This is a genomic window from Corynebacterium drakensteinense, from assembly GCF_041224285.1.
Lineage (GTDB): Bacteria > Actinomycetota > Actinomycetes > Mycobacteriales > Mycobacteriaceae > Corynebacterium.
The window spans coordinates 85,995-99,767 of sequence record NZ_JAXOFP010000003.1; the positions used below are offsets into that span (position 1 = coordinate 85,995).

The window sequence follows — 13,773 nt, forward strand, 5'->3', positions numbered from 1 at the left end:
TCTCGTGCACTTGTCACGTTATCTGCGATCATGCCACGAAAATAGTTATTCGGCAGCGAATTAGCTGCTAAACAAAAGACCCGAAAAGCTTCCAGACGATTCGGTTGCGTTGCGGGTCATTCTGCTGGTTTCCGCCGGCTCGTGCCACACCACTAAGGCGGTGGCTGCCGACGGTATATACAGCGTGTTACCAGCGGTAGTGGGCGAAGGCGCGGTTGGCTTCTGCCATCTTGTGAGTGTCTTCGCGACGCTTAACGGAAGCACCCAGACCGTTGGAAGCATCCAGGATCTCGTTAGCCAGACGCTCGATCATCGTGTTTTCACGACGTTTACGGGTAAAGGTGACCAACCAACGCAGGGCCAGGGTGTTCGCACGGCTTGGGCGAACTTCCATTGGCACCTGGTAAGTAGCACCACCGACGCGGCGGGAACGAACTTCGAGGTCTGGGCGGATGTTGCCCAGAGCTTTCTCGAGGGTACCCAATGGGTCGGTGCCGGTCTTTTCCTTGCACTTGTCAAGTGCGCCGTAGACGATGCGTTCTGCGGTGGCCTTCTTGCCGTCGAGCAGAACTTTGTTGACCAGCTGGGAGACCTGCTCGGACTGGTAAACCGGATCCTTGACAACTGGACGCTTTGGAGCTTGATTCTTACGCATTGTTTATTACCCCTTCTTTGCGCCGTAACGGGAACGAGCCTGCTTACGGTCCTTAACACCCTGGGTGTCAAGAGCACCACGAACAATCTTGTAGCGGATACCTGGAAGGTCCTTTACACGACCACCACGAACCAGAACCATGGAGTGCTCCTGCAAGTTGTGGCCCTCACCTGGAATGTAGGCCGAAACCTCAACACCGGAGGTCAGACGAACACGAGCGAGCTTACGCAACGCGGAGTTCGGCTTCTTTGGGGTGGTGGTGTACACGCGGGTGCACACGCCACGACGCTGTGGGGAACCCTTCAGCGCAGCGGTTGCCACCTTCGACTTCTTATCGTGGCGGCCCTTGCGGACCAGCTGTTGAATAGTTGGCATAAACCAGTCTTTCTTGTCGGTTGAGTTTTCTTCACCTCGGTGACGCCAGCGAATACAGTTATGGAAAACGCATCCAAACACGCAAAAATCGGGGCTCTTTCCCGGGGCCCTTCCGCGCGTCCAGAACGTCTCCACAGGCGATTGTGCGCCGAGAAGATGATCAGACTTTTCATCCCACCGCACTGGCGAGACGAACCATAGTGCAGCTTAGCAGGTTCTGCGAGCAGTTACAATTGTCGAACCTCTCACTGTTTAAGGCCTTTCACTGTTTAAGATTCTTTCAGTTTTTTCGCGCACCACTGCTCACTGCAGGCTCATCACTGCTCGCTGCAGGCGCACCATCCCTCACTTTCATCACATTGGTGCGCATGTTACGGCTGTTATTTAATGTGGAAGTATGATTTCCTCTCGTCGTCATCGCACCGTCAATAACGTCGCGCTTGCCACTGTTTCATCACTCGCTTTGGTTCTCGCAGGCTGCACCACGTTAGCTGATGAGGCCAGCTCTCCGAACAGCTTTGATGCCGCCGTCTCGACCAGCACGCCGCCAGGCGCAAGCGCTACCCCAGCACCGACCGAAGACAATTTCTATATCGCCAATACGAGCTACGAAGGCATCACGTCGGTCGTCAGCCAGGAAGAAACCGACACCGTCACTTCCTATGTGGAAATTCCAGAAACAGAGTGGCCGGAGATCAATAAGGTGGTTAAGACTGAGGTCGACGAGTTACGCGAACACTTTCGTTCGGTCACCCGAGATTCCACCCCACAATTCGACGGTAAGTTCAGCGAGCGCGTGAGCTACAACTTGGTCTACCGCGGCGACGGCGTTCTCACTTTGGCTTTAAACACGCTGTTCGATACCCAAGGCGCCTCCCCCGAACGCCACCACCGGGTTCTCAGTTTTGATCTACACGATGACACCCGGATCGGGGTAGCAAACCTATATGACGGCGCTATCGATTCCAACGGCGACGTTGTTGCAGACCACGCTGGCCTGCAAGAATTCGCAGAGAAAGCCCGCGAGCAGCTACGAAGCCACTACGACGCTTCCGAGGTTTTCCCCGAGGATCTGACCGCGGAAAGTTTGGATGGATTCGCGCTTGGCGACGACGGACGATCCCTCGACATCCACTTCGACGACGGCACCGTCAGCGCTTATTCCGCCGGCAGAATCGAGTTGTCGATTGATCCGCACGAATTGCAGCACAAGCCAGACTCCGCACTGGCCACGCGCGTACTGGGAGATGGCTTTGGAACCGGCAGCACTAGCAGCGCTACCGAACAGACACAAACCGTTCAGGCCCAGCAGGCACCACGTAACCCCGGAGCACCGCGGGTAGCGTTGACCTTCGACGACGGCCCCGCAGCGAACACTAACCGGTTGCTAGATACTCTTGCGCAGTACAACGCGAAAGCCACGTTCTTCACCATCGGCTCGAGCGTGGATGCGAGCCCGACAACCGTCGCGCGAACTCTAAACGAGGGCCATGCCGTCGGTAATCACACCTATAACCATCCAGACTTGACGACGCTGGGAGCCGACGGGGTACGCAACGAACTCCAGCAAGGCAACCAAGCAATCGCCAATGCCACCGGCGGCCACACGCCGACTATGCTGCGCCCTCCCTACGGGGCCACGAACCCAACCGTCAATAACACCGCCGCAGAGTTTGGCATGGCCAACATCATCTGGTCGGTCGATACCCGCGACTGGCAAGACCGCGACTCCGCACTCGTCTGCAATCGTGCGGTTACCAACGCCTCGGACGGAGCCGTGATTTTGCTGCACGATCTGCACGCAACCAGCGTCGATGCGATGCCCTGCATTTTGGATTCCTTAAGCAGCCAAGGCTATGAGTTCGTGACTGCTGAACAGCTTTTCGGCGGTGTGCAACCAGGACTAAACTACTACGGCGGTTAGAGACCGAACCAACGCCAACTGCCAACGAGCACCGCAACGACAACCGGGATCGCTGCACACACCAGTGCTAACCCCAGTGCTTGCCAGTCTGCGGCACGCAAGGCCGCAGGACGCGCCCAGGTTCGGCGCTCACCGTAGAGCGGCTGGCGCCCAAAACCACGCGCCTCCATAGCAGTGGCGAGCTTGCCGCCGCGTCGTAAAGCTAGCACCAGCAGGCCAAACGCCATGGTGAAAAAATGCGCAATTTTGCCGCGATCTCCCAGACCGCGGGCACGGCGAGCTCGATTCATCGCCACCCAGTCGTCTTTAAACAGCCCGGTCATACGAACCCCGGCCACAGAGCCGATCACGAAGCGATCCGGGAAATGCAAAATCTGCGCCAGCGAATCCCCCAGCCGAGTCGGGTCAATATTTCGCGCCAACAAGATCACCGGGCTGGCCACGGCCAAGATGCGGATCATAATCGCTATCGCCAGCTCAACCGAGTTATCTGAGATGGTCATCAGCCAGAACTCGAAATACACTTCCCCGCCCTCGGCACCATAGAGCAGCATCGAAATGCCCGACAGAGGTGCGATCAGCAGCAGCGGCCAAAGAGTTGCCGCGAGAGTTTTCAGCCCGACTCCCCCGACGAAGGCAACGACGATGGTGATAGCCAATGAGACCAAGGCACTCACCCAATCCAGGCTGAACAGCAACGGGGTGGTCACCAACAGCATGATGATAATGCGCGTCAGTGGATTAATTCGCGGCGCACCAGATGGCACCAGGTCCGCGGCCTGCGCTGCTTCGGTTCTCTGGGTATTAGCCACGAACTTCACCTCCCGTGGGGAGCAATTCCACATGGTTATCCCCGAGCGCGCTGCGGTAGTGCTTATCGTGGGTCACGGAGGCGACGGTGACGCCGTCGTCGACAAGCCCACGCACGATAGCGACCAATTCCCCGAAAGTGTGGGGGTCTTGGCCAAAGGTAGGTTCGTCGAAAAGCACGAGGTTTGGGGCAGCAATCAGAGCCGTGGCCACCGACAGTCGGCGTTTTTCGCCACCAGAAAGTGTGAACGGATTCGCCGAGGCAAGGTGCGCGAGCGAGAGCCGTTCCAGCAGCTCCTGATAACGCTGATCGGCTACCTTTAGGCCCATAACCTTCGGCCCAACTTGTAGTTCTTCGAGCACGGTACGCGCAACGAACTGGTGTTCCGGGTTCTGAAACACATAGCCGATGCGCTGCGCCAGTTGGCGTGACTTCCACTTGGCGATGGGCCCGCGCTGGCCGGAACGAATAGATTCGGCGAGCTCGATTTTGCCGGAAGCAAGCGGGCGTAGGCCCGCCAACGTCATCAACAGCGTGGTTTTTCCCGCGCCGTTCGCTCCAGTAATCACGGTCGAGGCATGTTCGGGTAACTGCAGACTGCGCGCCGGCAGATGAGCTGGTTGGTCGACGGCAATGACCTGGTCGGCAACCAAGGCCGGTGTGTGCTGAGCCAGTTCTGGGCGTGCCTGCGGCAAACCGGAAAGCCGGCGCCGGGCCACGATTTCTTGCGCTGGGGCGTCGTCGACAAGCGCGCCATCCGCGAACTCCAGGCCGCGCTCGAGCAACGGCAGCCACGCATCATAATTGTGTTCGACGACCAGCAGCGTGGCACCAGTGTGCTTGACGACGTTACCCACCGCCTCCACCACATCTCGCGCGCCCGCCGGGTCGAGGTTTGCGGTGGGTTCATCGAGGATAATGATCCCCGGACGCATGGCGATCACGCCGGCCAGCGCCAGACGCTGTTTTTGGCCTCCCGACAGGTGCGCGGTCGGATGATCCAGCGGCAATTCCAAACCGACCAGCGGCAGAGCCTCGCGCACCCGGCGCCAAATCTCGCTGCGTTGCAACCCGAGGTTTTCGCAACCGAACGCGACATCATCACCAACGCGGGCGGCGATAACCTGCGAATCAGGATCTTGGAGAACCAACCCCACCGGTATAGCTGCGCCCGCAGGTTCTTGCCGCCCGGTTGAATCTCGCAGCACCAGGCTGCCTGCCTGGTCGCCTTCTTCTTCCCCGCCGAGCACACCGGCTATGGCAGCGACCAGGGTGGATTTGCCCGACCCCGAGTTACCACAAATCAGCACGCGCTCGCCCGCAGCAATCTGCAGGTTGACGCGATCTAGTGCAGGTCGGCTACGCCCGGCATGGGTCCAGGAGTAATTCGACATTTCGACGGCTGTAGCGGACATCAGATTAGAGCTTATACGCGGTGTTCCCGCCCGGCTGGGAAGCGGTCGAGTGCACCCGTTTTCGCGAGCGATTTCATCAGACTAAACCCGACGATGCCAGCCAAGATAGCGCCGGAAATTGCGACGCAGACCAGGTAGATAATGTTGAATTCTAGTGACTTCGCGAGGTTAGGCGACAAGAATAGCTCCAAGGTCCAGGCTCCCACACCGGCACCGATGCCCGACAAGATAGCGACCAGCAGGTTGAACTTCCGGTAAGCAAACAACAGGAAGATCAGCTCGGCACCCAGGCCCTGCGCTAGTCCCGAATAGAGAGTTTCTGGCCCCCATTGCGAACCGAGGGCAGCTGAGACACTGGCAGCGAAAACTTCCACGAAAATTGCCGCACCAGGTTTGCGGATGATCAGGCCACCCAGTACGCCACCAAGCAACCAAATGCCGACGGCCAAACCGCCCAGGCCCGGGGTCAGGTTATCCATGGCGGTGAACCAGGCATAGCCAATGTTGTTCCAGACCACGAAGATGAAGCCGGTAGCGACACCGAGGATGGCGACGATGACGATATCGATTGGCCGCCACTGCAAGCTCCGCTTGGACTGTACTGGTGAGGTGGCAGCAGCCGGGGAACCGCCAGCATTTTTTTGGGACATACCTAGCCCTTTCTACGGTGTAATTGGCGCAGCTTGAGCTGAATTCGACTGTTTTAGTGCCGATACGCTGCGCGCAAGTTCTATTTGTTAAGACCGTTACACGCTATACCCTGGCAAAAACTTTGCCAAGAGCTTATGGGCAGCATCACCTATTTTGGCAATTCGCTGAGCGCGCTGAGCAGGCCGACCCCTAGAATCCAAGACAGCCGCAGCATGCAAAAAGGCCCTACCCCGAAATGGGATAGGGCCAACAATGCGCTAGCACTGCGAGGCATGCCTCCTGTTAGCGGCGACTAGCCGCCTGCTGCAGGAAGCGAGCCGCCGGTTATAGCTCGAAAGTCTCATCCAATGGGACGGAAGCGCCAGTGAAGTCACTGTAGCCGTCGTCGCCGTAGATGGAATCGCCGTAAGTCGGGATGGAGTACGCCGCGTTGCGAGCAGCCTCCGTCGGCTTGACGGTGATGTTGCGGTAACGGTTGATACCGGTACCAGCCGGGATGAGCTTACCGATGATGACGTTTTCCTTCAGACCAATCAACGAATCCGAACGCTTGTTGATAGCAGCGTCGGTAAGCACGCGGGTGGTCTCCTGGAACGATGCGGCCGACAACCAGGATTCGGTAGCCAAGGAAGCCTTGGTGATACCCATGATCTCGGAACGCATCTCGGCAGGCTGGCCGCCTTCTGCAACCTGTGCCGCGTTGACCTGCTTCGCCTCGGAAAGGTCGATGAGGTTGCCCGGCAGCAAGGCGGTGGTACCGGAATCGATGACGGTACCGCGACGCAGCATCTGGCGGATGATGATCTCGATGTGCTTGTCATGGATAGCCACACCCTGGGTGCGGTACACCGCCTGCACTTCGTCGATCAGGTGCTTTTCGACGCCACGACGTCCCAGTACTTCCAGAACATCGTGCGGGTCGGCGGCACCGCGGAGCAAACGCTCGCCGACTTCGACGTGGTCGCCGTCGCGCAGTGCACGCTCGATCATGGCATCCGGGTTGGATTCCATTGGACGACGTACCTGGGCCAGGCCCTGGCGCTTCGATAGCTTCTCGTAGACGACGTTGTCGGATCCATCGTCTGGGTGGATCGTCAGTGTCCAGAAGTTTCCTTCATCAGACAGGGAGATCTCGCCAGCAACGGATGCGATTGGAGCGCGGTTCTTCGGGTTACGGGCCTCGAACAGCTCCTGGACACGTGGCAGACCACCGGTAATGTCGCCACCGACACCGCCCTGGTGGAAGGTACGCATGGTCAGCTGGGTACCAGGCTCACCAATCGACTGGGCAGCCACAATACCGACGGCCTCGCCGATATCAACCAGGTTGCCGGAAGCCATGGACTTGCCGTAGCACTTCGCGCAAACACCAGCCGGGGTCTGACAGGTCAGTACCGAACGAACCTTGATCTCGGTGATGCCTGCGTCGACAAGCTTCTTGGTGTTTTCCTCGGTCAAGTCGGCACCGGCGGCAACCAGTACCTCACCGTTGGCGTCCTTAACATCGGTGGCCACAACGCGACCGGATGCCGAGGTCTCCCACAGCTCGTGTACCGCGTAGGTGTCATCGGTGATCTGCTCACCGATTGGGACACGCACGCCCTGGCGGGTGCCACAGTCTTCCTCGCGGACGATAACGTCCTGGGCGACGTCGACCAGACGACGGGTCAGGTAACCGGAGTCTGCGGTACGCAGCGCGGTATCGGCCAGACCCTTACGGGAACCGTGCGAGTTGTTGAAGTACTCGAGAACCGACAGACCTTCACGGAAGGAGGTCTTGATCGGACGGGTGATGTAGTCACCCTTCGAGTTCACAACCATGCCCTTCATGCCGGCCAGCGTCCAGATCTGGCGCATGTTACCGGCCGCACCCGACTTCACGATCATCGGAATTGGGTTGTCGTCTGGGTAGAGCTCTTCGACAGACGAACCAACCTTGTCGGTGGCGTCCTTCCACAGCTCAACCAGGCGCTCGTAGCGCTCGCGCTCGGTCAGCGCACCCTGCTCCCAGTACTTGCGCTCGATGCGCTCGGCCTCGGCCTCGTAGGATTCCAGAATCTCGGTCTTGTTTGGCAGGACCAAAACGTCGTGCATGGTGATGGTCACACCGGAACGGGTTGCCCAGTAGAACCCGGCATCTTTCATCTTGTCCAGGGTCTGCGCGACAGAGATCATTGGGTACTTGACGGCAAGGTCGTTGATGACGTCGCCAAGCAGGACCTTCTCCTCGCCGCCGCCCTTACGGACCATGACGCCTTCGAGGTATGGGTAATCCCACGGCAGCAGCTCGTTGAACATGATGCGGCCCAAGGTGGTATCCGCGAGCCAGGTGTCGCCACGCTGCCAACCGTCTGGGAACTGCTCCTGCTCAATCTCGGGCGTCGGACGCAAGTGCGAGATACGCACCTTGATCGGAGCCTGCAGACCCAACACGCCACGGTCGCGAGCCATGATGGCTTCCGCGTACGACGAGTAGACACCCTGCGCCGGACCGTTGTCGTCGGCAGGTTGGTAACGGCCTTCGCCGCCCTGCTCGTCAGCCCGCTTGTTCATAGTCAGGAAGTACAGACCGGTGACCATGTCCAGACGAGGCATCGCCAATGGCTTACCGGATGCTGGCGAAAGAATGTTGTTCGACGACAGCATCAGCACGCGAGCTTCGGCCTGGGCCTCGGCGGACAATGGCAGGTGGACTGCCATCTGGTCGCCGTCGAAGTCGGCGTTGAAAGCCTCACAGGCCAGCGGGTGCAGCTGAATGGCCTTACCCTCAACCAGCTTCGGCTCGAAGGCCTGGATACCCAGACGGTGCAGGGTTGGTGCACGGTTCAGCAGCACTGGGTGCTCGGAAATAGCTTCTTCCAGAACGTCCCAGACCTCTGGGCGTTGGCGTTCCACCATGCGCTTAGCGGACTTGATGTTCTGCGCGTAGTCATTTTCCACCAGGCGCTTCATGACGAATGGCTTGAACAGCTCCAACGCCATCAACTTCGGCAGACCACACTCGTGCAGCTTCAGCTGCGGACCGACGATAATAACCGAACGGCCGGAGTAGTCCACACGCTTACCCAGCAGGTTCTGGCGGAAACGACCCGACTTACCCTTCAGCAGGTCAGACAGGGACTTCAGCGGACGGTTACCTGGACCAGCAACTGGGCGGCCACGGCGACCGTTATCGAACAGCGCGTCTACAGATTCCTGCAGCATGCGTTTTTCGTTGTTGACGATGATCTCCGGCGCACCGAGATCCAGCATGCGCTTCAAACGGTTGTTGCGGTTGATGACGCGACGGTAGAGGTCGTTCAAGTCGGAGGTTGCGAAACGGCCGCCGTCCAGCTGCACCATTGGGCGCAGTTCCGGCGGAATAACTGGAATGGAATCCAGCACCATGCCGGCAGGGTCATTCCCGGAGTTCAAGAACGCAGCGACGACCTTCAGGCGCTTCAGGGCGCGCATCTTCTTCTGGCCCTTGCCCTCGTTGATGATGCCGCGCAGCTCTTCCGCTTCGGCTTCCAGGTCGAAGTTCCGGATCAGAGTCTGGATGGCCTCAGCACCCATGCCGCCGGTGAAGTAATCCTCGTAGCGGTCGACGAGTTCTTCATAGATGGTCTCGTCGATGATCATCTGCTTTGGAGCCAGCTTCACGAAGTGGTTCCAAATCTCGTCCAGACGGTCTACTTCGCGCTCACCGCGCTCGCGCATGTGCTGCATTTCCTTTTCTGCAGCGTTTTGCACTTTACGACGGGCGTCGGCTTTGGCACCGGCTTCTTCCAGCTCGGCGAGATCCTGCTCGAGCTTCTGCGCACGCTCAGCGATCTCGGAGTTGGTGTCGTCCTCAACGTCCTTCTTTTCCAACAGCATTTCTGCTTCCAGAGTGGAAAGGTCGTTGTGGCGAGCCTCCTCATCCACCGAGGTGATGATGTTCGCCGCGAAGTAGATGATGCGCTCGAGGTCTTTCGGCGCCAAGTCCAGCAGGTAGCCCAGACGGGATGGTACGCCCTTGAAGTACCAGATGTGGGTTACCGGGGCAGCGAGCTCGATGTGGCCCATGCGCTCACGGCGAACCTTAGACTTGGTGACCTCGACCCCACAGCGTTCACAAATGATGCCCTTGTAGCGCACGCGCTTGTATTTACCGCAGGCACACTCCCAGTCGCGGGTTGGGCCGAAGATGCGCTCACAGAACAAGCCGTCGCGCTCTGGCTTCAGGGTGCGGTAGTTGATGGTTTCCGGCTTCTTGACCTCGCCTTTAGACCAACGGCGGATATCGTCGGCAGTGGCAAGACCAATGCGGAGTTCGTCGAAGAGGTTTACGTCAAACACGTAAATGCCCTTTCCCCTCCGATGAAGGAGGGATTGCAATTACTATTAAGGACTTACTAGGTATTTCGGCGTTGGTTTGCCGTTTAGGAGAGGTCTGCAGCTGCACCTTCATCGCGGGACAGGTTGATGCCCAGCGATGGTCCAGCTTCGTCGTCCTCGTCAGAGCCAGACAGCTCCATCGGGGTGCCGTCGGAAGAAAGAACTTCGACGTTCAGACACAGCGACTGCAGCTCCTTGAGCAAGACCTTGAAGGATTCTGGGATACCCGGATCTGGGATATTGTCGCCCTTCACGATCGCCTCGTAGACCTTCACACGTCCAACCACATCGTCGGACTTGATCGTCAGAAGCTCCTGCAGGGTGTAGGCCGCACCGTATGCCTGCATTGCCCACACCTCCATCTCACCGAAGCGCTGGCCACCGAACTGTGCCTTACCACCCAGTGGCTGCTGGGTAATCATGGAATAAGGACCAGTCGAACGAGCGTGAATCTTCTCGTCGATCAAGTGGTGCAGCTTCAGGATGTACATGTAGCCGACCGAAATTGGGTGCTCGAATGGCTCACCGGAGCGACCATCGAACAACCGGGCCTTACCGTGGCGGTCGACCATGACGTCGCCATCGCGGTTCGGGCGGGAGTTAGCCAGCAGGCCGGAGACCTCGTCATTCGATGCGCCGTCGAAGACCGGGGTGGCGGTCAGCGAGTGCGCAGGAACGTCGTAAAGCTCCTTCGGCAGGGTCTTGATCAGCTGTTCGTTCTGTGGATCGTTAGGATCAACCTTCCAACCGGCGTGCGCCAGCCAGCCCAGGTGGATTTCCAGAACCTGACCAATGTTCATACGACGTGGGACACCGTGGGTGTTCAGGATGACGTCAACCGGGGTGCCGTCTTCCATGAATGGCATGTCTTCTGGTGGCAGGATCTTGCCGACCACACCCTTGTTGCCGTGGCGGCCGGCGAGCTTATCGCCGTCCTGGATCTTGCGCTTCTGTGCGACGTAGACACGAATCATCTCGTTAACGCCTGGCGACAGGTCGTCGTCGTCTTCGCGGGAGAAGCGAGCCACACCGATGACCTTGCCGGTTTCACCGTGCGGAACCTTCATCGAGGTATCGCGAACCTCGCGGGCCTTTTCACCGAAGATGGCGCGCAGCAGGCGCTCTTCTGGGGTCAGCTCGGTTTCACCCTTTGGGGTGACCTTACCGACCAGGATGTCGCCTGGGCGCACGTCAGCACCGATGCGGATGATGCCGCGCTCGTCGAGGTCGCGCAGAACGTCCTCAGAGACGTTCGGGATCTCGCGGGTGATTTCTTCAGCACCCAGCTTGGTGTCGCGGGCGTCGATCTCGTGCTCTTCAATGTGCACCGAGGTCAGGGAATCGTCTTCCACGATGGACTGATTCAGGATGATCGCGTCCTCGTAGTTGTGGCCTTCCCATGGCATGAACGCAACCAGCATGTTGCGACCCAGCGACATTTCACCGTTGTGGGTACCTGGGCCGTCGGCAAGCACCTGGCCAGCCTCGACGCGGTCACCGATATTGACCAGTGGCGTCTGGTTGTAGTTGGTGCCCTGGTTAGTGCGCTCGAACTTGCGCAGCATGTAGGTATCGCGGATGCCATCATCATCCATGATGGTGATCAGGTCAGCCGAGACGTTTTCGACGACACCAGCCTTCGGGGTGATGACGACGTCGCCGGCATCGTAAGCAGCACGCAATTCCATGCCGGTACCAACGTATGGCGCTTCGGAGCGGACCAGAGGGACCGCCTGGCGCTGCATGTTGGCACCCATCAGTGCACGGTTAGCGTCGTCGTGCTCCAAGAACGGAATCATCGCGGTAGCGACCGAGACCATCTGGCGTGGAGAGACGTCGACGTAATCCACACCGTCGGCAGTGGTCACGGCGATATCGCCGTCCTTCTGGCGAACCTCGATACGGTCGCTGGTGATGGTGCCGTCTTCAGAAGTCGGGACTTCAGCCTGCGCAATGGAGAAACGATCTTCTGCATCCGCTGGCAGGTACTCGACTTCGTTGGTGACGCGACCATCGACGACCTTGCGGTATGGCGTTTCGATGAAACCGAAAGAGTTCACGCGGGCGTAGGACGCCAGCGAGCCGATCAGACCAATGTTTGGACCTTCGGGAGTTTCAATCGGACACATACGGCCGTAGTGCGAAGGGTGAACGTCACGAACCTCAATGCCGGCGCGCTCACGCGACAGACCACCTGGGCCCAGCGCGGACAAACGACGCTTGTGGGTCAGCCCCGACAGCGAGTTGTTCTGGTCCATGAACTGCGAGAGCTGGGAGGTACCAAAGAACTCGCGAATCGAAGCAGACACCGGACGAACGTTGATCAGCGAGGTCGGGGTGATCGACTCTGCATCCTGGGTGGTCATGCGCTCGCGCACGACGCGCTCCATGCGGGAAAGACCCACGCGAACCTGGTTCTGGATCAGCTCACCGACGGTGCGCAGACGACGGTTACCGAAGTGGTCGATATCGTCGGTATCCAGCATCAGGTGCTGACCGTCCGGCGATTGCATCTCCCGTTCGCCGGTGTGCAGACGCACCAAGTATTCCAAGGTGGTAGCGATGTCTTCTTCGGTCAGTGTCATCAGACCGTCGTGGTCGCCGCCCAAACCCAGTTTGCGGTTGATCTTGTAGCGACCAACGCGTGCGAGGTCGTAGCGCTTCGGGTTAAAGAAGGAGTTATCCAGCAGCGACTGTGCCAGATCCCGGGTAGGCTGCTCGCCTGGACGCTGCTTGCGGTAAATCTCCAGCAAAGCCTCGTCGGTATTAGCAACACCGTCGGCCTCCAAGGTGGACATCATCAGCTCCGAGAAGCCGAAACGCTCCCGGATCTTTTCCTCTGTCCAGCCCAACGCCTTCAGCAAAACAGTCACCGGCTGGCGACGTTTACGGTCAATACGAACGCCGACGGTATCGCGCTTGTCGACGTCGAATTCCAGCCACGCACCGCGGGACGGGATGACCTTCACGGCGTGCAGCGGACGCTCGGTGGACTTGTCGATAGAGCGGTCAAAGTAGACACCAGGCGAACGCACGAGCTGGGAAACAATCACGCGCTCGGTGCCGTTCACAATGAACGTGCCCTTTTCCGTCATCATTGGGAAATCGCCAATGAAGACAGTCTGGGACTTGATCTCCTGGGTATCGGAATTAATGAATTCCGCAGTCACATACAGTGGTGCGGAGTAGTTAATGTCTTTTTCTTTCGCCTCGTCGACGGTGTTTTTCACCGGCTCGAAACGTGGTTCAGACAACGAAAGAGACATGTTGCCGGAGTAATCCTCGATCGGCGAAAGCTCATTCAGGATATCCTCGAGCCCCGAGGTAATCTGCGCATCGGCACCGCGACGTTCTTGTTCGCGTTCACGCCATTCCGGCGTACCAATGAGCCAATCATAAGAGTCTCGTTGTAGGTCTAAAAGCCCCGGGACGGCGATCGGTTCGTCAATCTTCGCGAACGAGTACCGTTGCGGGGCTCCGGGAATATTAGCCACTGAACTGGTCTGGCGGGAGACTGCCAAGATGGGTCCTTCCAGCACCTCACGCGGAAGCGAGATTCAGCCACTCTGGCATGTGACTGCCC

General features: G+C 58.7%; 8 protein-coding genes. 1 reads left to right on the forward strand and 7 read right to left on the reverse strand.

Translation table 11 applies throughout. The annotated features are described in order from the left end of the window. Positions 1-187 precede the first annotated feature (187 nt). Both rpsG and rpsL read right to left on the reverse strand, forming a co-directional pair. Positions 188-655 carry a 30S ribosomal protein S7 gene (gene rpsG / locus U1140_RS02995; RefSeq protein ID WP_369845985.1) on the reverse strand — a complete coding sequence of 156 codons (468 nt, stop codon included), beginning with the start codon at positions 653-655 and terminating at the stop codon, positions 188-190. A gap of 6 nt (positions 656-661) precedes the next feature. After that, complete coding sequence (gene rpsL, locus U1140_RS03000; protein WP_018121319.1) at positions 662-1,030, reverse strand: 30S ribosomal protein S12; 369 nt, start codon at positions 1,028-1,030, stop codon at positions 662-664. Positions 1,031-1,427: 397 nt separating this feature from the next. Here rpsL and U1140_RS03005 point away from each other — a divergent pair, with 397 nt between their 5' ends. Next, the gene (locus tag U1140_RS03005; RefSeq protein WP_369845986.1) at positions 1,428-2,954 is read left to right on the forward strand and encodes a polysaccharide deacetylase family protein; all 1,527 of its coding nucleotides are present in this window, start codon (positions 1,428-1,430) and stop codon (positions 2,952-2,954) included. Here U1140_RS03005 and U1140_RS03010 read toward each other — a convergent pair. The 5 genes from U1140_RS03010 to rpoB form a co-directional block, all read right to left on the reverse strand. After that, positions 2,951-3,721, reverse strand: a complete 771-nt coding sequence (locus U1140_RS03010; protein ID WP_369846050.1) for an energy-coupling factor transporter transmembrane component T family protein — start codon at positions 3,719-3,721, stop codon at positions 2,951-2,953. The genes U1140_RS03005 and U1140_RS03010 overlap by 4 nt on opposite strands. A gap of 37 nt (positions 3,722-3,758) precedes the next feature. Next, entirely contained in the window at positions 3,759-5,180 is a 1,422-nt protein-coding gene (locus tag U1140_RS03015) for an ABC transporter ATP-binding protein (RefSeq protein WP_369845987.1), read from the reverse strand. Between the two features lie 11 nt (positions 5,181-5,191). Then, complete coding sequence (locus U1140_RS03020; RefSeq protein ID WP_369845988.1) at positions 5,192-5,830, reverse strand: ECF transporter S component; 639 nt, start codon at positions 5,828-5,830, stop codon at positions 5,192-5,194. A gap of 325 nt (positions 5,831-6,155) precedes the next feature. Then, positions 6,156-10,151, reverse strand: coding sequence for a DNA-directed RNA polymerase subunit beta' (locus tag U1140_RS03025; RefSeq protein WP_369845989.1), 3,996 nt, complete (start codon positions 10,149-10,151; stop codon positions 6,156-6,158). Between the two features lie 83 nt (positions 10,152-10,234). Beyond that, positions 10,235-13,729: a DNA-directed RNA polymerase subunit beta gene (gene rpoB / locus U1140_RS03030; protein WP_369845990.1), complete on the reverse strand. Its 3,495-nt coding sequence runs from the start codon at positions 13,727-13,729 to the stop codon at positions 10,235-10,237. Positions 13,730-13,773 lie beyond the last annotated feature (44 nt).